The 25,028-nt window shown below is 43.0% G+C and carries 19 protein-coding genes and 1 pseudogene; 11 read left to right on the top strand and 9 right to left on the bottom strand.

Annotated elements, in window-relative coordinates:
- Window positions 1–370 precede the first annotated feature (370 nt).
- The 10 genes from ALT761_RS14755 to ALT761_RS14710 all read left to right on the top strand — a co-directional run bounded on the left by ALT761_RS14755 (window position 371) and on the right by ALT761_RS14710 (window position 12,300).
- A complete protein-coding gene (locus tag ALT761_RS14755) occupies window positions 371–2,911 on the top strand; it encodes a TonB-dependent receptor (RefSeq protein ID WP_129739738.1) in 2,541 nt (846 codons plus the stop codon).
- A gap of 200 nt (window positions 2,912–3,111) precedes the next feature.
- Entirely contained in the window at window positions 3,112–4,332 is a 1,221-nt protein-coding gene (locus ALT761_RS14750) for an MFS transporter (protein WP_232043595.1), read from the top strand.
- A 131-nt stretch (window positions 4,333–4,463) separates the two neighbouring features.
- Window positions 4,464–5,945, top strand: coding sequence for a sucrose phosphorylase (gene gtfA / locus ALT761_RS14745; RefSeq protein ID WP_129739736.1), 1,482 nt, complete (start codon window positions 4,464–4,466; stop codon window positions 5,943–5,945).
- Between the two features lie 281 nt (window positions 5,946–6,226).
- Window positions 6,227–7,042 carry a glycoside hydrolase family protein gene (locus tag ALT761_RS14740; protein ID WP_172602898.1) on the top strand — a complete coding sequence of 272 codons (816 nt, stop codon included), beginning with the start codon at window positions 6,227–6,229 and terminating at the stop codon, window positions 7,040–7,042.
- On the top strand, window positions 7,042–7,341 hold the full coding sequence (locus ALT761_RS14735; RefSeq protein WP_129739734.1) for a hypothetical protein: 300 nt from the start codon (window positions 7,042–7,044) through the stop codon (window positions 7,339–7,341). Before ALT761_RS14740 ends, ALT761_RS14735 begins: the two co-directional genes overlap by 1 nt.
- Window positions 7,342–7,358: 17 nt before the next feature.
- Window positions 7,359–7,709, top strand: a complete 351-nt coding sequence (locus tag ALT761_RS14730; RefSeq protein WP_126871590.1) for a hypothetical protein — start codon at window positions 7,359–7,361, stop codon at window positions 7,707–7,709.
- A 2-nt stretch (window positions 7,710–7,711) separates the two neighbouring features.
- On the top strand, window positions 7,712–9,388 hold the full coding sequence (locus ALT761_RS14725) for a peptidoglycan-binding domain-containing protein (protein WP_129739733.1): 1,677 nt from the start codon (window positions 7,712–7,714) through the stop codon (window positions 9,386–9,388).
- Between the two features lie 206 nt (window positions 9,389–9,594).
- On the top strand, window positions 9,595–10,668 hold the full coding sequence (locus tag ALT761_RS14720) for a YHYH protein (protein ID WP_129739732.1): 1,074 nt from the start codon (window positions 9,595–9,597) through the stop codon (window positions 10,666–10,668).
- Between the two features lie 15 nt (window positions 10,669–10,683).
- Window positions 10,684–11,178 carry a hypothetical protein gene (locus tag ALT761_RS14715; protein WP_129739731.1) on the top strand — a complete coding sequence of 165 codons (495 nt, stop codon included), beginning with the start codon at window positions 10,684–10,686 and terminating at the stop codon, window positions 11,176–11,178.
- A 228-nt stretch (window positions 11,179–11,406) separates the two neighbouring features.
- The gene (locus tag ALT761_RS14710) at window positions 11,407–12,300 is read left to right on the top strand and encodes a hypothetical protein (protein ID WP_129739730.1); all 894 of its coding nucleotides are present in this window, start codon (window positions 11,407–11,409) and stop codon (window positions 12,298–12,300) included.
- Between the two features lie 118 nt (window positions 12,301–12,418).
- Here the strand turns inward: ALT761_RS14710 and ALT761_RS14705 are convergent, their stop codons facing one another.
- The 6 genes from ALT761_RS14705 to ALT761_RS14680 form a co-directional block, all read right to left on the bottom strand.
- A complete protein-coding gene (locus ALT761_RS14705; RefSeq protein ID WP_129739729.1) occupies window positions 12,419–13,180 on the bottom strand; it encodes a GolD/DthD family dehydrogenase in 762 nt (253 codons plus the stop codon).
- 32 nt (window positions 13,181–13,212) lie between these two features.
- Window positions 13,213–14,499: a D-tagatose-bisphosphate aldolase, class II, non-catalytic subunit gene (locus ALT761_RS14700; RefSeq protein ID WP_129739728.1), complete on the bottom strand. Its 1,287-nt coding sequence runs from the start codon at window positions 14,497–14,499 to the stop codon at window positions 13,213–13,215.
- Window positions 14,496–15,446 carry a sugar kinase gene (locus tag ALT761_RS14695; RefSeq protein WP_129739727.1) on the bottom strand — a complete coding sequence of 317 codons (951 nt, stop codon included), beginning with the start codon at window positions 15,444–15,446 and terminating at the stop codon, window positions 14,496–14,498. Before ALT761_RS14695 ends, ALT761_RS14700 begins: the two co-directional genes overlap by 4 nt.
- 593 nt (window positions 15,447–16,039) lie before the next feature.
- Window positions 16,040–16,978: a tagatose kinase gene (locus tag ALT761_RS14690; protein WP_129739726.1), complete on the bottom strand. Its 939-nt coding sequence runs from the start codon at window positions 16,976–16,978 to the stop codon at window positions 16,040–16,042.
- A 57-nt stretch (window positions 16,979–17,035) separates the two neighbouring features.
- Window positions 17,036–17,809, bottom strand: a complete 774-nt coding sequence (locus ALT761_RS14685) for a DeoR/GlpR family DNA-binding transcription regulator (protein ID WP_129739725.1) — start codon at window positions 17,807–17,809, stop codon at window positions 17,036–17,038.
- A gap of 196 nt (window positions 17,810–18,005) precedes the next feature.
- Window positions 18,006–18,773, bottom strand: a complete 768-nt coding sequence (locus ALT761_RS14680; RefSeq protein ID WP_129739724.1) for a glutathione S-transferase — start codon at window positions 18,771–18,773, stop codon at window positions 18,006–18,008.
- Between the two features lie 108 nt (window positions 18,774–18,881).
- Between ALT761_RS14680 and ALT761_RS14675 the strand changes: the two genes are divergently transcribed.
- The gene (locus ALT761_RS14675; RefSeq protein WP_129739723.1) at window positions 18,882–21,257 is read left to right on the top strand and encodes a peptidase U32 family protein; all 2,376 of its coding nucleotides are present in this window, start codon (window positions 18,882–18,884) and stop codon (window positions 21,255–21,257) included.
- Window positions 21,258–21,328: 71 nt separating this feature from the next.
- Here the strand turns inward: ALT761_RS14675 and ALT761_RS14670 are convergent, their stop codons facing one another.
- From ALT761_RS14670 to ALT761_RS14660, 3 genes and pseudogenes are all read right to left on the bottom strand, one after another.
- Window positions 21,329–21,901: an acyl-CoA thioesterase gene (locus ALT761_RS14670; RefSeq protein ID WP_129739722.1), complete on the bottom strand. Its 573-nt coding sequence runs from the start codon at window positions 21,899–21,901 to the stop codon at window positions 21,329–21,331.
- A gap of 180 nt (window positions 21,902–22,081) precedes the next feature.
- A pseudogene (locus tag ALT761_RS14665) lies at window positions 22,082–22,585 on the bottom strand (cupin domain-containing protein); the annotation flags it as partial.
- Window positions 22,586–22,877: 292 nt separating this feature from the next.
- Entirely contained in the window at window positions 22,878–24,851 is a 1,974-nt protein-coding gene (locus ALT761_RS14660) for a class I adenylate cyclase (protein ID WP_129739720.1), read from the bottom strand.
- Between the last annotated feature and the right edge of the window lie 177 nt (window positions 24,852–25,028).

The following is a 25,028-nucleotide window of genomic DNA, read 5'->3' as shown; positions in this document are numbered from 1 at the left end:
TGTGGCGAACTTGAAACCTAAGAGTAAGAATTATCTGAGTTTTTACTATGTTTATACATTGTTAATTAAACCTTGGTCTAAAACGATTAAGTTAATGCTGGGTAAAAACTAAAATTAAAATGAACTTTTTTATCTTGCTCGTTTTTTGTCTAAGATTTTGATTTTTATGTATTTGTGATTTTAGTTCGCTATTAGGGTGAAATGAATTTGGTTATTTTTTTAAACAAATATTTTACATAATGCAATTCTTCTAGTAATCTTTAACTTAATCGATTAAGTCGATGTTTGTTAATTTATGGTTTTAGTTCTCTTTCGCTTCTTTCTATAAAGCTGAGCGCAAGAGAATTTCGCTTAGCTTTGGAGAATACCCATGCATACAACATTTAATAAAAGCGCATTGGGCATTGCAGTGTTATTAGGCCTGAATGGCACTGTTTTAGCTCAGGACTCTTTAGTTCAAAAGAATTTATCTCAAGAGAATTCACCTCAAGAGAAGAAAGCAAAAGAAACGTATGAACAGATCGTGGTCACTGCCAGCCCCGCGGGTGTTTCCGCACAAGAGGCAAGTGTCTCTGTTAGTTCGTTTGATGAAGAAGAAGTCATGAAGCTTGCACCTCGCTCAACGGCTGAGGTGTTCCGTGCGCTGCCAGGTATTCGCGCCGAATCATCAGGCGGTGGCGGCAACGCAAACATCACTATTCGTGGTATTCCTTTGGCTACCGGCGGCTCTAAATTCATGCAAATTCATGAAGATGGCCTTCCCGTTTTAGAGTATGGCGATATTAACTTCGGTAACGCAGATAACTTCTTACGTTATGACTGGTCTGTAGAACGGGTGGAATCGGTACGTGGTGGTTCAGCATCTACATTTGCCAGTAACTCACCGGGTGGGGTCATCAACATGATCAGCGCAACGGGTGAACAAGGTGGTGGTGCAATCGGCACATCGTTTGGTCTTGACTACGAAGAGTTTCGTCTAGACTTCGCTTACGGCGGTGAAGTAAACGACGACCTCTATTTCCACATCGGTGGTTTCGCGCGTGGTGGCGAAGGTGTTCGTGACACTGGCTATAACGGCGACCAAGGTGGTCAAGTAAAAATCAACTTCACTCAACTACTCGAAAACGGTCATCTACGCTTTTACTTCAAGCATTTAGACGACAGAGTAACGACCTATTTACCAGCTCCGGTACTGGTAAAGGGTAACGGCAGTTATGGCGCAGTAGATAACTTCGATGCTAGCAGCCAAACTCTGCATTCTGCTTACACTACCAATGTCTCGACTTTCGATTCTTTCGGTAACCCAGTTAATCGTGATCTAACGGACGGTATTGAATCTGAGGTGACCTCATTCGGCTTTGAAGCTGATTTAGAAGTGGCAGAAGATCTTTACCTGCTTAACAAATTCAGAACGTCTGATGTAGGCGGTGGATTCGTATCTCCATTCACTGATACTTTCGGAGCTTATGGGCCACAGTCAGCAAGTAGTATGGCGACTGCCATCTGTGCATCAGCCTTAGACGGTGACGGTAATGCGTTCAACTGTGATTCAACCAGCGTAACCCTTGCCAATGGGCCTAATGCCGGTGACGAATACAACGGCTTAGCCTTCCTAAACTTATTGTTCGATACGACTTACAATGATTTAGGCAACATGATCAATGATTTAAGTCTTCGCAAAGAGTACGACAATGGCGTAACGCTTACCGCAGGTTATTACTACTCTAAGCAAGATATCGCGATTAGCTGGAACAGCTGGAATACCTTTATTCAAACTGTTGATGGTACTAATTCTCAGTATCTTCATATTGAAGATGCCGACGGTACTGCACTGGTTGACCAAGGGCTTTGGGCACCAAGCTTCCTTTCATGGGAATGGGATTTAAATTACACCACTACGGCGCCGTACATTAACGTAGGCTTTGAAGTGGGTGACAACTGGTTGTTTGATGTGAGTGCTCGTCGTGACACAGTGCAAGCGAATGGTGAACTTATCAACTCGTGTTGCGGCGGTAATACCGATGTAGACATTAATGGTGATGGGGTTATTTCAGGTAATACTGAAGATGCATCTGCATCAAATGGCTTTGGCTTCGGTGGTGGTGTAATTCGTTTGAACCGAGCTAACGCAACAAGTCAAATTGTTGATTACGAAGCAAGTAACACATCATTCTCATTAGGTGGTTCATACCTGTACAGCGATTCTGTGACTTTCTTTGGTCGCTACAGTGAAGGTGGCCGAGCGCTAGCTGATAGACTACTTCAAATTGCTGGTACCCTTAATGCCGATGGCAGCTTAACAAGCACGACGAGTGGTTTCGACGAAACAGAGCAGTTAGAGTTTGGTGTCAAGTACGGTACGCAAGACTTCAAATTTAACGCGACATTGTTCAATACGGTAACCCAAGATACTCAAGCTGAAGTGACAAGCGGTTTAACCTTTATTCGTGAATACGAAGCAACAGGTTTAGAACTTGAAAGTAAGTACGATTTTGGTAACGGTTTCACAATGTCAGGAAATGCAACGTGGACAGATGCAGAAATTAGTGAAGACAAGTTCAATCCTGCATTAGTAGGTAAGACTCCTCGTCGTCAAGCTGATTTCATCTACACGGTTATTCCACAGTATGACTTTGAAAACTTCAGTATTGGTGCATCGTTACAAGGCTCAACAGAGTACTATGTTCAAGACTCAAACGAGCTTAAGCAAGACGCTTACGTAGTAGCTAACTTATTTGCCACTTGGTATGTATCTGACCAATTCTCAGTATCGTTGAATGTAAACAACGCCACCGATGAGTTTGTTATTACTGAGTCTGAAGAAAGTGCTGCATCAGCTGGCGACATCATTCGTGCTCGCCCGATTAGCGGAAGAACGTCTTCAATTCAATTGAAGTACGCTTTCTATTAATGGTCGCTATCACTATTCACTGCGGCGCTTTTTAATAAGCGCCGTAAGTGATAGTTCTGGTATTTCGCTGCAAACGCTACATAAGATAATTCGCCGCAGCAATGCATTTTATCTTTCTTAAGTTTTAAAGGTAAATCTTCATGTCTACTAACCAAACGAGCGAGCATAACTACGGGTTAATTCGCTGGTTAACCTATTTGATGTTTATGATGTTTGCGATGACATCCGACTCGGTAGGCGAAATCATAAAAGAAGTAAAAATTGAGTTTGCAGTGACCAATACGCAAGCGAGTCTAATGCACTCTTTGTTCATGATTGGTATTGCATTTTCTGGGCTATTTCTTGGCTTTTTGGCCGACAAATTTGGTCGCAAAAAAACGCTTATCTTGGGCTTAGCTTTATTCGCGATATCTTGTTATCTGTTTATGGTAGGCAGTACCTTTGCGTTTATTCTAAGTTTGGTAACTTTGTCAGGCTTGGCTGTTGGGGTGTTTAAAACCGCTGCACTTGCCTTAATCGGCGATATTTCACGCTCAACTAAAGAACATACTGGCACCATGAACGGTGCTGAAGCATTCTTTGGTGTGGGCGCAATAATAGGTCCAATTCTGGTCGCCTGGCTGATTACCCAGGGTGTTCATTGGACTTGGCTATACGTGATTGCAGGTGGTTTATGCACCGTGCTCATTTGCATGGCACTGATGGTTGAATATCCAGAAAGCAAGGCGATAAAAGAAAAGCCTACTAGTCTTGTCGATAGCTTAAAGTTACTAAAAGACCCTTACGCACTAGGTTTCTCAATTGGCGCGTTTCTTTATGTTGCGGCCGAAAGTGCAATTTATGTGTGGATGCCAAGCTACTTAATTTGTGACGCTAATTCGGCATCAGATATTTACAGCTGCTACGCCAATGAATCTACCCAAACACTTGCTATTTACGCCGTTTCCGTATTTTTCGCGTTGCGCGCGGTAGGTCGGTTTGTTGGTATTTGGATGATGCAGCACTTCGAGTGGACCAAAGTGCTTCTGTTATTTAGTTTCATGATAATGATGTGCTTTATGGTTGGCTTAATAGCAGGTCAAACGCTTGCCGTTTTCCTTTTTCCATTGAGCGGCATATTTATGTCAGTCATTTATCCTACTTTTAATTCCAAAGGTATTAGCTGCTTCGAGAAGCGACAGCACGGTTCAGTGGCGGGGGTTATCTTATTCTTTACTGCGGCGGGTGCTGCGGCTGGGCCTTTTATTATGGGTGTGGTAAGTGATGCCAATGGCGGCGATGCCAAGTATGGATTTGTCGTAGCCACGGGCTTTTCTATTTTGTTATTCCTAGGCTTACTTTACAACGCTATTGCTCAGCCAACGCGAGAGCGTCTCGCCATGATTGAGAAACGAGAATATGGAGTGCCTCAACACACCTAGCCAGAGCATTATCAAGTTCCACTATTTACATAAATCAATGCAGTGCTTCTTGTTGCTATAGGAAACACTGCAAATCTTCGGTGCATTTTTGCTTTTTAATAAGGCGCACCCCCATTATTTGGAGAATTTTCATGCCTTTACGCAATGGCGTTCAACTTATTACCTATGCAGACCGTTTAGGTAAGGGAAATATGACAGGCCTCAACACGCTGCTAAGCACCACGTTGAAAGGGCTATTTACAGGCGTTCATATTTTACCTTTCTATTACCCCTTCGATGGTGAAGATGCAGGTTTTGATCCTATCGATCACACGACCGTTGATTCGCGCTTGGGTAGCTGGGCCGATGTGAAGCAGATTGGTGAGTCGATGAATATTATGGCAGACCTCATAGTGAATCACATGTCTGCGCAAAGTGAGCCATTTTTAGATGTAATTAAACACGGCCGTGAATCACAATACTGGCCGCTATTTTTAACAAAACAATCTGTATTTAGCGAAGATGATGCGGCTAATATTGCCAATATTGGAAAGGTATTTAGGCCTCGCCCTACGCCATTTTTCTCTGAGTATGAGCTAGATAACAAAGAGGTTGTGCCTTTTTGGACAACGTTCACCGCCAATCAAATCGATATTGATGTTGAGTCTGATTTGGGTAAAGCATACCTAGAATCAATCCTAGAAGCTTTTACACAAAGTAATGTCGATTTAATTCGTTTAGATGCAGCAGGTTATGCCATTAAACGCGCTGGCACTAACTGTTTTATGTTAGAAGAAACCTTTGAGTTTATTGAGGCATTAAGCAAGCGTGCACACGCGATGGGCATTCAAAGCTTGGTTGAAATTCACAGTCATTATGAAACTCAAATTGCTATTGCGTCTCGTTGTGACAGCGTTTATGACTTTGCGCTTCCACCATTGGTGTTGCACACCCTATTTAGCAAAGACGCATCTGCCTTGGCGCATTGGTTGTCTATTTCCCCTCGCAATTGCTTCACCGTACTAGATACCCATGATGGAATTGGTATTGTTGATGTAGGAGCCAGCGGTGATAAGCCAGGGCTTTTAACTAACTCGCAAATCGATAATTTGGTAGAAACCATTCATGTTAACTCGAATGGAGAGTCGAGAAAGGCCACTGGGGAAGCGGCAAGTAATGTCGACCTGTATCAAATTAACTGCACTTATTATGATGCACTAGGAAAAGACGACTATAAATACTTGCTTGCGCGTGCGATACAGTTTTTCAGTCCAGGGGTACCACAAGTATATTATGCTGGGATGCTAGGGGCGACTAACGACATGGAACTGCTAGCGAAAACCAATGTGGGTCGTGATATCAATAGACCTTATTTAAGTGAGAGCGATATTGATGAAGCCCTCGCTAAGCCAGTGGTAAAAGGCCTAATTGAATTAATTCATATTCGCAACGATACGAATGCGTTTAACGGCGATTTCTCTGTTACTGAAGATGCAGGTACTTTGTTATTAGTCTGGACGTTAGGTGAAGACCGCGCCGAATTACGGATAGAAATGAGCACGCTTGATGCAACTATCACATTGCTAGAAGGCGGACTTAAATCCGCCCTATCTTTAGCAAAATTTACGGCATAGTCTTTGTTCTAGCCCGAACAAAGTCAAAACACCCGGTAGTGACTTCTTTTATTTAATCGAAGTCACTACCGATTATTCATATTAAATTCAGCATGTTACCCTCATAAATAAACGCATAGCCCTATCCTTTTAACGCTACGTCTATCATTCTCTTCAGATAACACTCAAAATTGAAACTGAATTGGTTGTATTTTGTACAAATAATGTTAAGTTAATATTTATTAGTTCAAATAATAACCATCGAAATGAAGTATGTTTCAAGGTTGCATGGACACAACCCAATGCACTTCACCACTTCAGAGCGACTAAAACGAATTCAACAACACTTAGGTGTGTCACCTGATGGTGTACTTGGTGGCGAAACCCTTTCAGCCCTTGAAAAGCGGTTACTTCCCATCGCAGAGCGCCTAACCCAAGTTACATCAACAACAACGCCAGCCAACTCAGATGAAATAAGCCTTACGCTTTCACAAAAGGGGATAAACCTCATTGTGCAACATGAGATCAGTTCAAAGCAATATTATGAGAAACGGCTTACCCGTCCAACATGGCCTAAAGGTGAGTCTGGGATCACAATCGGTATTGGCTACGATTTAGGTTACGCGAGTAAGAGTCAATTTCAATCAGACTGGCAGTCTCTCCTTAGTACCTTTGATATGGTGAAACTTACCCGGGTATGTGGCCTGAAGGGGCAAGCGGCTAAAATTCATGTCTCCTCTTTACGTTCTGTCACTGTGCCCTTCGATGCCGCGAAGCATGTATTTGTGCACTCATCACTGCCGAAATATGCACAAAAAACAAAATCTACTTTCCCTGGTGTCGAGTACTTGAATGCTGATACTCAAGCTGCCTTGGTATCGTTAGTGTATAACCGTGGTGGGAGTCTAAAAGGGGATTCACGACGAGAAATGGCTGCCATAAAGCCTTTAGTGGCAAGCAAAGATTATGTTGGCATTGCGCAGCAAATTACGAAGATGAAGCGATTATGGCAGGGCAGAGGACTCGATGGTTTGTTACACCGGCGAGACGATGAAGCTAACTTAGTCAGGCATTCAGCTAGAAAGTATACCGCTGTCGACCTGGTAAGGGTGGCGTAATGAAAACGCTTCAGCACGATTTACATTTACGGTACGAAGCCTACACCCGAGCACATCAGCGTTTTGCTGAAAGGGGAGAGTTTCGGGTTGAAATCTACCAAGGCAGATTGGAAATCGACAATCAGCATGACTTTAAACATTTGGCGACTTATCCATTTTCACAGGAAGCGGAAGAAAGCGCAGTAATACCAGCGTTTTTACCCGTATCTATACCAGCAGTTCAACGCACCGCTTTACCTTTGTTTAACGCCCTGTTCAATACAAGCTTTGTTAAGGCGATAAAGCTGCTTTTTTATTAATTTATAGAAGGAATTTTATGATGGGAAAGTTCAAAGACGCAATGCAAACCATGGCTGACGGTATTGGTGATTTGTCTAAGCTTGATGTGGTGACATTTCAAGGCTCAGTCACATTGAACGCGACGGATACGGCACCGTTAAAATTTGATGCCGTGATGTCGTCTGCAATGGGAAATGCCACCGTGGCGGTTAAGGTACTCGCTAGTACTCAAACCAGTATTGATGGTGACATTGTTGCTTTCTACGATAAGGATATCACCGAAGAGCAGCGACTTGCTCATGCTGATTTGGTGCTCGCGGGTGCTGAATCTCGAGCGGCATCTATTGAGTTCGTAAGATCTATCGTAGGGGAAATTGCGGATTTGTAGTGATGGACGACAAGTTTGGCATAATCGACAAGTTAGGGAGAGGGCTTGATGCTTCGGTATCTAAGCATTATTTGCCCAACGCCACGTTAGCTTCCGATAACCCTAACAAGACAGATTCTTCTGCCTATATTCGCGCCATAAGAGCCCGTTTAATTGAGCTAGGTTACTTAGGAGAAGGGCATAAATTCGCAAATCGACATAACCCGCAGACTGACCGCATACTGATTAAAAAAATAAAGCAGTTTCAATATGATGCTGGTATTACCCAAGACGGTTGGGCCGGCAAGCTTACTTGGCAGGTTTTGGAGTGCCTAGTAAGTTTTGAAAATCAGCAAAGCCCTGCACTATGGGGTACTGTTTGGCGAAATGCTGCTAGCGAGAAACGGAGAAGCTTATGGCAACAATCAACACCAGAAAATCAATACCACGTTTGGTTATTTAAAGGTGGGGTACTACAAAACAAAGCCGTGATGCGAGCGGTGTACTGCCGCTTGTACACACTCGGCTTTTTCGCCGATTGGGATAAACATCGTATTCACACCAAAACTATTATCAACCCTAGCGAAAATGCCGACTTTCAAAATGCGATTGACCAGTTTTGTGTGTTTGCCAAACAGCTAAAATTAGTGAAAAACGCGTGCTCCGGATTGGATATAAATTTACTCAATGCCATGTTTGAATACGATAATATCGTTGCTAGGTTAGGCGACAATACACACTTTGCACCAGCATTTACTGCGTATCCTAACACTATAGAAGCGATAGCCAGAGTAGAGCTTTGGTTGCTCGGTTATGATATCTCACCGGGGAAAGAACAGACGATTAGAAGGGCTACCAGAAGATTCAAAAAACGCACCTTTGCGAGTGTATCTAAAACTCAACTCGCGGTTAGGCAGTTTTATTCTGACTACCCTGTGGTGCGCCTAAGTGATAATGAAAATGATAAAATATATGATGAAAGAAGCGACAATAGACAGCCTCTAAATGCTGCTTTAATGGCGGCATTCTCCGCACTTTCCACCAGTATTGAAGTGACTGATAGCGACAATGAAAGCTTAAATGCTTCGGTAAGCCAATTATGGCAAAGTAAAAGTAAGCAAAATGCGTTAAGAACGCAATTTAACAAACTAGCCAATGGTATTTTCGACGGATTAAAGCGAATGGTAAGTTGGCTTTTTGGCGCAGTAAAACGCGTGCTTGAAAAAACAAAGGAAGTGATTGCGAATATTGCACGCTACATTAGTAAAAAAGCACGCACATGTTATTTGAGTGTGGTGAAAGCGTTCGATATTGTTTATTCAGGCATGACGTATTTAAAAGGTCATGTATTTCATTATGGGGCACCCTCAAAAACGTGCTTTGCTCATGATAATGACTTTGATCAGTTTTGCTGCATAGACTCAAAAGCGTTGCCCCATCAAATTAGTTTTGATAGAAACCAGTATGGTTTTCAAGCCAAACTCTATGCTGCAGGACTTACAATTGTTGGTCATCTATTGCGTATAGCGCAGCGAATAGTACGAACAATCTCTTCACCCGTGGGATGGCTTTTAGCCCTGCTTTCATTGGCAAATGTTGCTAACGCTATTAAGGCAATAAACCAGCAAATAAGCCTTGTTGAGAAGTATGAACTTGACGTTACACATCGAAAGTCTTTATTTAAAACCCGTATCTCTTAATGTCATACATTGTCTTTTACTCGCCTAATTTTAACCTCCACTTTTTCTCCACATTGTTTCCCGTTCTTATCTAGTAAGGTAGTTGTTCAGTCATTATCTATTGCCTGAATCTGCCCCTGTGCTGGATAAGTAGAGTGTTACCCAACTGGTTACAGATATGCGGCGGCAAATTGAATTTATGCCTTACATTTTACAAAGGAATTAACGTGAATAACGATCTGCTCAAAATTGCTTTTATTTCACTATCTTTGTTTTTAACTGCCTGTGGCGGTTCAAGCGATTCAAGTACTGAAGTCACCGACAGTAATGCAAGTGATGGCTCTGACGATAGTTCAGCCAGTGACGATAGCAGCGATAGCTCTGATAGCAATAGCTCTGATGACGACGCGCAAGATGAGAATGCAGGATTGGATGTGGATGCGACTTTGTTTCTTGCCGGAGAAAACGTCAGCATCGATACCGTATCTTGTACCTTGGTGAATGGTACGCAAACATTGTGCTACGAAATAACATCAAAACATACAGCAGAAGAACACGATATGGGCCCTTGGTGCCCCGAAACAATTTACGATACGGCGGAAGAGGGCGGGCTTTGGTTTGATAACGGTGAAATAAATAACCTGGATGGCGCTTTTATTGAAAACTTGGCCACCTATTACGATGACCCCGGCTTTAAGATGTATGAAGATGACGGCACAGTGCGCCGTATGGAAACCGCCGAGGAGTGTGCTGAGGGTGCCGACCCTAATATTGAAGATAAGTACACTAACATGTGTGCTCAGTGTTTGCCTGAGTGGGTAAGTACGCAAGTGACCTATCTCATTCCTATTACACCCATTAAGCAAGACGAACCCGTTGAGTTAAGCGATGGCCCTACGCTAGAAGTGCCTGGCGTTGAGTACGGACCTTCAGTAAGAGGCTTGGCATTCAATGGTGTTAGATTCGATCATCCCGCCGACATTGATATCATTCTAGCTGGGTATCAAATTGCGCCGGTAGATGATGCAGGTGGGCACGTGAACAACAGCTTGGGTTATCACTACCATGGTGATACCGGAATGACTACACGTATTGAGCAATCGGACGGTCACGCGGCAATGATTGGCTATGCCCTTGATGGTTTTGGTTTGTACGCAAAGTTAGATGACAACGGTAATGAAGCAGAAGATTTGGATGAATGTCGGGGGCACAGCGATGACACACGTGGCTACCATTACCATGTATTGTCGCTAGAAAGTAATGAGTTCTTAGATTGCTTTTATGGCGCGTGGGCAGAGTAATCCAGCAGATATATTATGAATGTAGTTAAACAGTCGGTGTTATTTATCACCTTGTTATGGTGGTCTATTAGCGTTCATGCCCACGGATTCGATTATTCTGTTGTTAGGTTAACAGAAACAGAAAACCATACGTGGCGCTTAGCCATAACCTCATCATTAGATGCTTTTAGAAAAGAAGTGCGTTTGCACTTCTCCAAAACCCCTTACACTACTCCAGAGGAATTTAACGAGCAGCTTCTTAACCATATTAGCGCCACGTTGAGTATCAACGCAGAAAATAAATCTGTTTCACTTGGTGAAGGTACGGTGTCTCTTGGGCACGAAACGTCGGTTGTTTTTACCCAAATCAAGCTTCCCAAAAGTGCCAAGCAAGTTGTGCTTACTAACGGCGCAGTAAAAGATATTTACCGTCACACCACTAAGCTAATTGTTACGCCGCTGGGCGCAGAAAAACAGTCATTTATTTTAAATAAGTCAAACAATTTTACGGCAACTATCCCTCTACATTAAGCTAATTGAAGCGCGGCTATAAAAATTGGGCATAACTTTTCGCTAAAATTCGTTACCATGGCCTTATAGCATCAGTTTTAGCAATCAGTTTGATGTACTTATTCATACTGCATCTTCCATGTTACGCCTTGCAGATTCGGTTTCTGTGGGGTGTAAATGGCGTGATATTTGATTAAGCAAAATTTGATTGTGTGAAATTCGGGATAGTGTAAAAGAAAGGACACGTAAATGAGTAAAAACACAAAGCTTGTTGTAGGCGTTTTAGTTGCACTTGGCGTTTGTTATGTAGGAGGAAATGTTTATGCTTCCTCAAAAGCCAAAGACGCAGTAGATGAAATGATCGCCGACCTCCCTGCTACCACCCAGGTTTCTTACGGCGATGTAAGTGCGACTATTTTTGGTGATGTGTCCATTGACGATATTCGCATTGGTGATGCCAGACAGGGAGATATTCTGGTCGATAACATAGCGCTTTCGGGCTTTGAAGCCGAGTTGGAAAATACCACAGAAGGTGAAGTGCATTTTTCGGGAGTATCTTTTTTAGAATTTAAAGGTCAGGGTGTTGATGATACGCCTGACGATATTCAAGAGATTCTGGTTCATATGCTGATGAAAGAAGGCAAAACGCTAGATCAACGTTTTTCCTTTGAAGTAAATGAAGAAGACAACGAATATCGTATTAAAGAGCTTTCTTTCGATGTAGAAGATGCTGGTCGCGTTTCACTTTCAACCGATCTTTTCACTAAAGCACCGATATCAACAGCCCCCGAGTTAATGGCACAGCATTTAATGGCCGCCATTGAAATTGGCGCGTTTGAGTTTTCGTTAGCAGATGATGGATTAGTAGATAGACTATTTGCTTCTCAAGCTACTGCTGAAAAAGACGGCAATAATTTACGTGATGAAGCGATAGAAGAGTTAAAGTTAGCGCTGAAGCAAGCTGAGGAACCAAGACAAATGATATTGGAAGGAATGCTTGCGCTACTTGAAGGCGAGGAGGTCACTCTTTACCGTGATAGTGATGAACCTTTTTCAGTTGTACCTATGATGATGATGTCAGATCCCAATGGCGCATTTGCTACTTTCATGCGAGATGGACAGTTTAAAATTAGTATCGACTAAAACGGGCGAGTAACATTTAAACTAAAAAGCAAAAAAAGTGGGGCGTGCCAATCACACGTATCCCCACCTTTTTTAGTTATTACGTCACAGTAATTGCGCTAAAGCTTATTAATGTCACTTAAGTAGCAGTGTAACCACCATCTACCACTAAGTTCTCACCATTAACCATGCCGGCTGCGCCGCTGACTAGGTATAGGGCAGAAAGTGCAATCTCTTCTGGCTGTGCGAAGCGTCTAGCTGGTACTTTAGCTTTAAAGTTAGCCCCAGTTTCACCAGACCAATAACCGCCGGCACCCAGTTCGGTTTCTACAACAGTTGGTGAAATAGCGTTAACAGTGATGCCTTCTGGACCCCATTCCATTGCCATCACGCGGGTCATTCCCAATACGCCTGCTTTACTTGCGCAATACGCTAGGTGCCCGTCTAAGGCAACTAGTGCTGCCTGAGAGGCTAGGTTAACAATACGTCCGCTTTTTTGTTTAAGCATTTGCTTGCCCACTTCTCGAGCATACAAAAATGGTCCGCGAAGGTTTACCGCCATCGTGATATCCCATAAATCTGCTGAGGTTTCTTCAGATTTAGCTAAAGGGCCAATGCCGGCATTGTTGATTAGAATGTCGATATGCCCTAGCTTTTCAGCAGAGTCCGCTACAATTTGTTGTGTTGAAGCTTCATCAGATACATCGGCAACCCAAGAAAGGTGATTATCACCCAGTGAACGAGCGGTTTCATGTACGTTTTCGTTTTTGTCGACCAAAATCAACGTTGCGCCACGTTCAGCAAATAGCTCGGCGATACACTTGCCAATACCTGATGCGCCGCCAGTAATAAGTGCCACTTGTCCTTTAAGATTGAACGCAGTGTCGAATGAATATTTCATGATTTTTTCCTCTAAAATGCGCTTAACGCGCGCTATTTGGTTGAGAGTCCGCTGGCACGGGCATAGATTGAAACAACTTCTTGGATCCAGTGCCTAACTAAAGAAAGGGGATCTTTATCAATGGTACCTGCGCGAAACGCTGCATATTGAAGTGGCATGAACTGGCTCAGAAGCGTAATAGGAGCAGGTTGTTCTGTTAGATTTTTTATTAACACTTGTACGCTTTCTTCAACCTTAGGATCGGCCCAATAGTAACGAGATCTGTCACTAAAGCTATATTTGCGTGCAAAAGCGCGCTCCGTATCAGTTCCTGCATAGTACTTCGACCAATTACCTGGGTTGTCTAGCATACGTTGATCTAACACTTCACGAAGGTTCGACAATGGCTTGTCGGTTATCCATTCTTGCTCAATATAGCTAAGCGCGAATAAGGCTTCACGCGCGGCATAGGTTAATCCTGGACCTACTTTTAAGATAGCAAAATGGTCAGTAACCAAATGACGCAACGCGGTTTCGGTTTGATAGTCAGTTGAATGCGCTTCATAAACGATGTTATCGACGTTTAGTATGGTTTTACTGAGCGCTTGGGCTTTTTCAGGTTGATATTCAATCACCGACCCATGATCAAACTCTACTCCAGGCTGAACCACTACGCCAATAACTCGCTCCCACGCATCGGTTAAACCGCATTGGGCGAATTTGGATTTATGGGTTTCTATGGTTTGCTGTAAATCTTCAATTCTGGTGGTCGCAAGCTCATCAAGATCTTCTTGAGCGCCGCCTGGAACAGGAACTTCAGTGCCAATGATATAGACAGGCGCTGCATCAGGTGTAGGGATAGCCGCTTCGGCTGCGGCACATAATAGAGTGGCGCGCTCTGCAATAACATCATCGGAGAGAGGCACTTCATCGTCAGCACATGCCATGCTGGCATCAAGATGAATTTTAGAAAATCCAGCGCTCACATAGTCGGCTACCATAGTTTTCGCTGCTTCCATGGCTTGTGATGCAGGTAGCGATGTCCATGGGTTTGGCCCTAAATGGTCGCCACCCAAAATAAGGTTGTCTTCAGAAAATCCCACTTCTTTGGCAATTTCTAGCACGTAATCACGAAAATCGCTTGGTGTCATGCCGGTGTAACCACCTTCATGGTTTACCTGATTGCAGGTGGCTTCTATCAACAAAGGAGAGCCATCAGTTTTGGCCTGCTGCATAGACGCTTCAATAACAAGTCGATGAGCAGAGCACACAGAGTAAATACCTCGGCTGCCATCAGTTCTGTTTTCTTTAACTATGTCTTTTAGAAAATTAGTATTCATACTTCTTTCTCCATAGAGTCTATAAATTTATCTAGCTCGCACACGGTAGAATTACCTTCCATTGGGCCGCGCTTAGTTACGGCCATCGCGCCTGCAGCGTTCGCTAGGGTAAGGGCTCGCTCTATTTCAACGCCTTGAGATAAACAAGCTATTAAGGTTCCGCCGAAGCAGTCGCCCGCACCGGTAGGATCGACTTCGGTGACTTTAAATGAGGGCATAGGAATAGCGCGTTGACGGTCGTAGTAAACGCAACCTTCATCAGCATTCTTTACTACAATCATTTCCATCGAATACTTGTCTAATAGCGTTGCTACAGCGCTTTCTTCAGGTACGTCGCCACAGAAATACGTCAGGTCTATTTCACTTGGCAGCAAAATATCGCAAACGTCTAAGATGAGATGAATAGCTTCTTGTATCACTGGTGATGCCATGATCTCTGGGCGGATATTGGGGTCGAAGGAAATTTTTCCGCCAGACTTTTTCACTAGTTCCACTGCGCGTTTTACCGCAGCGATAGAACCTGCGTTTCCAAGAGAAGAACCCATTACATGAAAATAGCGACAATTACTGGCCATAGCAGGGTTTACCGAGTCTTCATTAATAAGAGCAGCGGCACTGTTGCTGATGTTAAAGATAAACTCTCGGTTGCCGTCTTCTTTATAAGTTACAAAGGCGGTGCCGGTAGGCAATTCGTTAGAACGACTTATACCGCTTACATCAACGCCGTCATGACTCAGTCGATTTAAAATGAGTTCACCAAAACCGTCATTTCCAGCACAGCCAATAAAGGCAACTGACGCTCCAATTTTGGCAGCTTGATCGGCGAAAATAGCAGGTGCGCCACTTGGGTAAGGCCCTAAAAATACACCGGGTTCAGTAAAGCTTTGGCCAATTCTCTCGGCCATGATTTCTGCGAGTAACTCGCCCATACACAAAATGTCAGTCATAGTTCTACTCATATTTACTTTCGAGTTTTAAAGTCTGGTTTTCGTTACGTGCCAAAAATTTATCTAATGAAAAATACTGCTATGTCGATTTTATATAAGCGTAATTCAACTAAAGTCTTTTAAAATAAACACTTTCAGCATTTTTCATGCTTGGTTATTTGCCTATTACAACCAATACTCACTAATACGATAAAAAATAAAACTCGAAAGTTTCGAAGGTTTTGATTTTCATTTGGCTGATACTAACTATGGAAAATACTTTCGTAAAGTAATTTCGAATATTTCGTAAAAATTATTATTCATTCGAAAGTTGTGGGGCGAGGGATTGAGTTTGGAAGGTGCTCTAGCTTGGAAGGTACTCTAGTTTTGAAGGTGCTCTAGTTTGGCGTCCAAATTTTGGGGGCGTGGCGTGTGAGTGGGTGTTCGAGTTTAAATGGGGGCCCTGAATGAGTGTTCTGAATGAGTGTCCAAAATTAGAGTGAAAGTTTAGAAGGGGTGTCTAATTTTTTTGAGGGGGGGAATTTTGCTCGAAATGTATTAGCCAGAGCTATATCGTGTGCAGCTCTGGCTTTTCAGAGAGATTATTTAAAAAATTAGGCTTGCTGTGAAATGAAGTGGTTTAGGTCTTCAAAGGTAGATGCGCCTTCCATGGGGCCTTTGTGAGAAACGGCTAATGCACCACTGGCATTGGCATATCGAAGAGATTCTTCGGGTGACATACCTTGTAGTCTGCATACAACAAATGTTGCGCCAAAACAGTCGCCAGCGCCAGTAGGGTCAACTTCTTCACTTACAAAAGCGGGAAGTGATATCTGCTGATTAGCGTCATAAAAACTGCCGCCTTGTTTCCCTCGTTTTAGGGCTATTTCGCGTACGCCAAGGGAAAGAATCTCTTCTATCGCTTCGTCTTCTTTATTCGAATCGGTTAGCAGTGAGATATCGGCGCCACTGGGCAGAAAAATATCGGTATATTCTAAGATGAAGTTAAGCGCCTCACGCATTTCCGGTATTTTGAGCATTTCTTTTCGAACATTGGGGTCGAAAGAAATAGTACCGCCATTAGCTTTTACTATTTCAATGGCGTTTTTTATTTCATCAATAATGCGAAAGGAAAATAAGGATGAACCCATAACATGAAAATGCTTACAATTATTAAGTAACAGTTTTGCTGATGGCGTAAGCGATAAGTGCGCGCACGCACTGTTGGTAATGTTGAAGATAAAGTCTCGTGAACCGTTCTTTTGGTAGGTAACGAATGCCGTTCCAGTGGCGATTTTTTTATTTATGCTAATACCGCTGATATCTACACCATCATTGCTTAAGCGATAAAGGTTTAATGCACCAAAATCGTCGTCGCCTACGCTGCTAATTATTCCGCAGGGTTGATTAAGTTTGGCTACCTGATCAATAAAAATAGCAGGTGCGCCGCTAGGAAACGGGCCAGCCAATGCACCGGGCTTCCGGAAACTCTGACCTACTTCCGTTGTCATGATTTCCACTAGAATTTCGCCCATGGTCATAATTTTGCTCATTTACACTCCACTATGGCTTTGCCTAAGCCAGATATATGCAGGTTATTCACAAATAATTTATTTGCTTAATATTTGATAGTTACCACGGGTTTGGGTAACGGACATTGCTGCTTGTTCAACTATGGAGGTTTCATCCTCACCTATGTCGCAAGTCAGTATGAGAATATCTAATTCGCTGAGTTTGCATACGGGGTAGCCTTCAGTGTCAGAAAATACAGCATGGGGTATCAGTGCTATTACCATTTCTGAATGGTTCACGATGTCTTTGTACAAGCGTGCCATTGCCACATTTTTTAATGTTAAATAACCATCGGCATTAACGCCCGCAAACTCTATAAAGCACTTACTTACTAACTGTAAATGCACTCCTTGCTCTGCTATAGGGCCAACCAGCGCTGAACACTCTTCACTAACGGTGCCGCCCAAAAGCTGCAGGTCGCACAGCATAAACTGCTTAACCGTTGGTACAATTTCTAAGGTGTTTACTATCAGCGATAAGCTTTCATAAGATGCTAGAAATGGCACCATTTTATGGGTTAAATCACTGGCACCAAGAAATAAGCTCTCGCCGTTTTCCACAAAACCCGCAGCTAACTTGGCGATTGTGAGTCCATCTGCGTTGCTGATGTTTAGTTTGGTATTATCGACGGTTGAGCTAGGTAAAGATGAATTAGCATCGGGGCTGTATTTGGCACTGCCAAACGACCGAACAATGAATCCCTGTTCTTCTAAATAATTAAGGTCGCCGCGAATGGTTACGGTCGACACGTTAAATTGTTGACTAAGCGCTTCTACTTTCACTTCATTTTGCTGACGTATAACATCTAACATTTGTAGTCGGCGCTTTAGGGAACTGTTTCCCGTCGTTCTGACCAAATTAATACCCTCTCAATAAAAGGCCAGCGGCACTGGTTTGCTTGAAGTTAGCTAAGAAATAAGATGTTTGCGATTGATAAATCGAATAATTCGAAAGTAAAAGCTTACAATTTAAAAATATTAACGCTCAGCTTATAGAGGGTCAAGGTGTTTAGGGTTTCCACAGCTCATACTGCGTCATCACTTTATTAAACATAACACTTTGTATGTAAACGTTTAGCCACTGCTTTAGGTTAGGGTAGGGCGATTCTCGATACCATTTTCTTTCAACTTTGGAAAATTGGCGAATAAAGGGCAGAATGGCGATATCTGCTAGGCTTTCTGTTGTGCCAAAAATAAACCGCTTCGATTGTGCATCTTCTAGGCCTTGTTTAGCACTGCCTTCAATGCTGTCATCACTTAAACGCGCTTCTAAATCTTGCAGGTATACTTCACAGGCTTGCCTGCACTCGGTGACATTATTTTCGTGATAACGTTTAGCAGCTTTGTAAGCATTTAACTGTGTTTTGAATTCGTCATCGAATATTTTAATTAATGCCAGCATGGCGGGCAGAGCATTGGGGTCTTGCTGATGCAGTAGGTCTTCTGGATCGTTTTGATGCAGTGCCCACAGCATTACATCCAAACTTTCATCTATCACGGTATTAGTGCCATCTGAATTTGGCAATACGAGGGTGGGCACCGTACCTTTGGCAGACGCTTCAATCATGGCATCGGGCTTATTGTTTAATACCACTTCACGCACTTCAACGTCTTGCGCCGCTTTAAACAAACCAATTCTTCCGCGCATGGCATAAGGGCAATTGCGCAACGAATAAAGTATGGGGCGCTGCCCACGTATAGGTTCATATTTTTGTGCAATTGCAGGTGCGTTTTTTTGATTAGGTTGTAGCGTAGCAGGTGGCTTTGACGGTGGCATTGGGTGTTTTATCTCCATTTACCGCGATTAATCTGCCGTTATGATATTCATTGGGCAAATATGCAGGTAAAATCCTCGGCATAAAGTTTCCCACAATATAGCATCTACATGAACAGTACTCACACGAATCCGAAAATTGAATTATTAGCCCCAGGTGGCGATGTTGATGCGATTAAAGCCGCCATAATTGCGGGCGCCAATGCGGTGTACTGCGGGTTAGATAATTTTAACGCTCGAAATCGTGCGTCTAATATTTCATTCGATGCGCTAATAGGCGTTATTCGCTTGGCGCACCAATACGACTGCGAAATATTTTTAACGTTGAATATCGTTATTCTTGAAAAAGAATTTCCCACCCTTGCAAAGCTATTAAGTAAGTTGGTTAATACCACGCTTGATGGCGTGATTGTGCAAGATATTGGCATGTTCAATCTTATCAAAAAGCATTTTCCTACGCTTGATATTCATGCTTCTACTCAAATGACCACGCACAACATCGGTCAAATCCCTTTTCTTAAAAAACTAGGGGCTTCGCGGGTTAATTTGTCTAGAGAATTAAACCTGCGGGAAATTACTGCCATTACCAAAGTAAGCCGCGAACACGATGTGCTAACCGAGGTGTTTGTGCATGGGTCTTTATGTGTGGCGTTCTCAGGGTTATGTTATTCAACCTCTGCGAGTGCCGGAAACTCGGGTAACCGAGGCCGCTGTAGTCAGGCTTGCCGTGAAGAATATGAAACCACCGAGTCGGGGCATAATTTTCCGCTAAATATTAAAGACAATTCAGCGTTTTTCGACCTGCCAGCATTGATAGAAGCCGGTGTTTACTCGTTTAAAGTAGAAGGGCGGATAAAAGGCGCTAGTTACGTTCATACCGTTATTGATAGTTTTAGAAAGCAAATAGATGGCTTTTTAGAAACTGGCGAATTGTTAGAGGACGGCGAACGCCTTTATAAGGTTTTCAACCGAGATTTTTCTAACGCGTTTTTACGTGGCGATTTGAATCAATCGATGTTTATTGATAACCCACGTGATAACTCAAAAAATCATGCTATCGAAAAAGCGGCGCAAACAGAAAGCGCAAGTGATGCGTCTGCGAAAGACGTTAACCGTATTTCAGTGGTGCAAATACAAGAAGTGAAACAAACCCTTTATCAAGAAAAGAACGAGCTACACGACTTGGTAAGAGAGAAAATTCAATATTTATCTATTGATAAAATACCTACTACGCTCGTTTTTTCAGGTGAGGAGGGAAGCTGTTTAACCCTAACTATTAAAACTCATGGTTTAGCTGCGGGCCAGTCGACTAATACTGACGATGGCTCTGTTAAAGACGACATCAATTCAATTGCCCCTAAAACCATTACACTACGTTCTGAAGGCGTGTTGTCTAAAAGCGAGAAAAATGCGTTAGACGAAGCCTTGTTAGAGAAGCGTTTTAAGAATTTAGGTACGGGTGAATACAGCATTGCTGGTCTTGATGTCACACAACTAGGTGCAGGCCTTAGTTTGCCGTTTCGCGATGTTACAGCGCTCAAAAACGAAGCCATGAAACAGCTTAATGGTGAACAGTCGCTAATACCTGAAGTGGTATTACCTAAACTGACAAATTACCCCAAAAGCGAAGCCGATAAGCAGCCAGCACTTTCATTGCTAATTTGTGATGAAGCAGACGTGCATTTGGCCGATGAAACGGATGCTGACATTTACTTTAAGTTGCCAGATGCCTATAAGCGTAATTGCACCAAGTATGTGGGTTTCTTAAAAGATAACCCACGTTTAATTCCGTGGTTCCCCGCGGTACTTATTGGCAAAGATTATGATGTGGCAGTGAACATACTTGAACAAGTTATGCCGCCATTAATAGTGACTAACAATACTGGCATTGCCTACAAAGCTAACGAGTTAGGCATAAAGTGGATTGCAGGGCCGTTCTTAAATACGACCAACTCGTATGCGTTAATGGCGATGAAAGAAGATTTCGATTGTCACGGTGCGTTCATCTCAAACGAGCTTAACCGTATGCAAATGAAGAATATTGCCCGACCTGAAAACTTCAAATTGTTTTACAGTATTTATCACCCTATTTTGTTGATGACCAGCAGGCAGTGTTTCTTCCAACAGAGTGTAGGTTGTGAGAAGCCACGAATTGACAACGGGTGCATGCTCTCGTGCGACAAATCAACCAGCATTACCAATGTGAAAGGTATGTCGTTCGCCATCGATAAACAAAAGGCCGGATATCCGAGTATTTACAACGAAGATCAGTTTTTAAATATGGAAGTGATGAACGATTTGTCTGACTTGTTCGACGGTTTCATGATTGACCTAACCAACATTGGCGCAGGAGACAAAGTATCGCCAGATAAAGTGGTGCTTATTCGTCAATTCGAACAGCTATTAGCCGGTGATAAACACGTAGAAGAGACGCTAAATAGTATGGTGCCAGCTTCCACGGTAAGTCAGTACCACGCAGGTCTTTAACCGCGAGCGTTAAAAGCATATACAATAGAAAGCCCCTTGCTGTCGCTCAACAGGAGGGGCTTTTTTGTATCTTACTCTTGTGTATAAGACGCATCTTTATCGAAAGTAATGGTGCAGCGCTGTTTATCAAGTAATATAAAATCGGCTTTTGGGATAAAGTCATCGTGCTCTTTTTGTATTCTTGCCTGCGCTTCACGTTTCACTTTGTTACGCTTAATCGTTGTGACAAAATGACGCATTTCGTGAGGGTTGCTGAGTTCAAGCTCAGGCACTTTTACTGGCACACCGTTGTCGTCTTTAGCCACCATCGTGAAAAAGCTGTTGTTGGTATGCTTCACTTTATTGGTCTTGATGTTCTCAGATGTGACTTTAATACCCACCACCAATGAAGTGTTTCCGACGTAATGCACAGTAGCATCTAGCGATAATAGTTCGCCCACTTCCACAGGCTGTAAAAATTCAACGCCATCTACCGTAACCGTAACGCAATAGGCGCCAGCATGTTTACTAGCACAAGCGTAGGCCACTTTATCCATTAGGGACAATATTACTCCCCCATGAACTTTTCCGCCAAAGTTGGCAAAAGAAGGAACCATTAGCTCAGTTAAGCGTGTTCTTGAAAATGCGACAGTACGTGGGCTCATAGTTAACCTTCTCTATTGTTATATTTGATGTAGTTATAGGGTGGACAAATTTGTAGGGTAGATAATTAATTTGATAGTGGGTAAACACCTACTATAACAGGGGGATTATACGCATCAAGAGTTTACACAAAAGAAGGCAGGGGACTTTTACCACCCCCCTTTTTTTTCAAGGTATATGATCTATCGCGTTAACGATGTAATGAGCTCACTGTGCTGAGGAAATTGGTTAATTAACTCAGCGCGTTCGCCTAATTGCATATCAACGTATTCGAAACCAGGCGCTACCGCTTCCCCTATTAAGCCATAACCATATGGGCCTGTAGTGAGAATTTTTGATGCCTTCCATGTTCCGCCTTTCACCACCATTTGCATCTTGTGACCTTGCGTAGGGTCGGGCCCTAATACATGGGTTTCAAGGCTGCCATCTTGGTTAATGAGGTAATAGGTAATGGGGTCTCCCATGTGGAAGTAATGCATGATGTCAGAACGATTCATATGAAAATGTCCAATAGGGGATTTGGCACTTAGCAGGTAATAAATAGAGGTCATATTCACTCTATCACCGTTTGCTGTACTTATTGGCGGCCTGTGATCTGCTTTAAAAGTTTGGCGAAAAAAACCACCTTCAACGTGACCGGTTAAATCAAGAGACTCGATGAGTTGTTCTGCGGTAAGTTTTTTATCGAGTGACGTTGCCGATTGAGTAGTGGTAGTGACGTTAGTGCAGGCACTTAACAGGGTACACAGCAATGTTAGTGACAAAACAAAAGGGAGAACGGATTTTTGGGTTTTAGTTTTTAGCATGATAGCGCCACAATTTAATACGTAGATTTGTTTTCTAGCATACCTAGATAAACAAAAAAATATTAGCTTTTTCAGGTTCAAGATAAGTAATCTTATGGCATGCCTAGCTAAAGTGGCTGTTTGGCAATAAAGAGAGGCGCAGAATAGATGAGGGAGAACACAGAGGGCGTGTTTAGTGAATAAGTGAAAAACTCACACCTGTGGATTCTAAAAACTCACCCTGAATGCGAGACTGCTGATTTCCGCGAGGTACCATGGCATAACAAGGCGGTGTAGGCTCCGTTTCTTCAAGCTCAAACCAGAGTGTATCAAGCACATCTTTCCCGTGAAATAAAAAGGTTTCGCCCCACGATGTGGTATACAACACAGAGACTTCTTCAACGCTCGCCTTTTGCCTAAGCGTGTTGAAATTTACCACCGCTAAGCAGGTTGTAACGCGAGCGCTAGTAAGCAAGTTATCCCTTTGCAGCGAAGAGACTTTAATGGGTGGAAAGTAGCGGCAGATATGTTTCAATAAGTCGTTCAAATCCAGCTCGCTTACCTCTGTGGCATTGTAATCAAGATAGATGGTGGTTTTTGCGTCGATAATACGATTTGCTACGCACCATACAACTAACTCAATAGCAGAGGATGTTTGCGTTATCTTCTGATTTTGCGATATTTTTCCCGACTTGCTGAGCATATCTGTGGCATACACTGTCCAAGTTTCTTGCCCTGTTTTACTTTGCTTTAACGCCACGGTTACCGTTTCGCAGTAAAGGTTTTCATCAAACGCGCGGCGTAGAAATTCAATTTTGTTCGGTTTCTTGCCATAAAACGTACTCAGTCGACGACCTAATACGGTCATGTCTTCTTTACTCATAGTTTGTTGTTCAGCACCAAGCTGACTTGAAATACGTCGATAGCATTTCAAAAGAAACCGGTGAATACGTCGGCTCAATTGAACCCGCTCATGGAACGTCCATTCATGCTGATTATCTAAATGATAAAGGTCTTGTTTTGTCCATCCCCACTTTTTAGCGTAGGCCGCTATTATCTTGCGTTTAAACGTTGATGTTTCGCCACGCAGCGGCGGTTGGCTTAGTTTGCAATTGCATTTGAGGTACAGGCACTGTTGAAGCAATAACATGTCTTCAGGCTGCCCCTCCTTTTCGTAATGTTCAATAAGTTGGTCGAACATTAGCGCATAAGGGTCGATAACCGCGACTTGTCCAGGTGCTTCAGCACCTCGGTGAACATGCTTTTTAAGCAAGCTGCATAAAGGCTGACCGTGCTCAATATGAGCAAGATAAACTTCTAACTTCGCTATTTTTAGTACCGACTTGAACGGCGAGTCCATGGCCTTGCTTAACTGCCATATTGCAGCACCAAACAATTCGCTGGCGTCGAGCTTTTCAAGGTTACCAAGGTCCATAAACCAACTTAAATCTGGGGAACCACCGTCTTCTAAGTGGTCTTTTAATGCTGCATATTGCTGATCATTTGTCTTTTCTGGGGTTAACCACCAAAAAGGCGCCTTTCCAGCCACTACAATATTGGTGGTGTAAAACTCAGCTTTAAGAAACAGGGCTTGAGCAGAGCCTGCGCTTTCTCCATCGGCAATACCAAAGTCGTTGCGTCGCACATTGTCAATTTCAGATAGAAAAAAGTGCACTTCTATACCGAATTTACTGTCTGCCCAACGTTCAATGGCAGTTAATTTTTCTTGTAGTTTAGTAAGCGATGCTTCTGAGCGTTTATTGCCATCGACACAAACCCAATAGTCGAAATCAGAGGTGTCAGTTTGTGCAATGGTGCCAATACTTCCCATCAGTACCAAAGCGTCAATAGCTCGCTGACGGGGCCACAGGGGCTTGATATCAGAAAGCAAATCACGCTTATCTGGAAAGCATTGCAAGAGTGCATTTTCAACAACATCGCGAAATGAGTAGTTATGAATACCAAAGGGAATATTTTCGCCTTCAATATAACCTGGAAGCTCAGGATGATTTACGTGCAGTAAAAACGGCAGTACATGAAACAATGGCTTGTGCTCAGCAGGCATAAGCACAAGTGCGCGTTCTACTCTAGCCTTGTTGTACCTAAGTACGCGTAACAGGCGAATTGTTAGATTCTTTTTAATTGAAAGAGACGGTTGCTCTGTCATTACTGCTCTTTTGTATCGATAGTGATTTCAAAAATAGCGCAATTTTCCATTATCCGCCTTCTATTTCTAGTACGGCAGTGAAAAGTAGGTGATTAGCCTGCGCTTCCATTATCAAAAAATTGTTTAAACTCATTCAATCATTACTGGGCTTATCGTCTTTAGTATAACTCGTTAAAC

Origin of the sequence: Alteromonas sp. 76-1 (genome assembly GCF_900654235.1) — a bacterium.
Classification (GTDB): Bacteria; Pseudomonadota; Gammaproteobacteria; order Enterobacterales; family Alteromonadaceae; genus Alteromonas; species Alteromonas naphthalenivorans.
The sequence above is the reverse complement of the archived record's forward strand: the minus strand, read 5'-3'. Positions and strand labels throughout refer to the sequence as shown.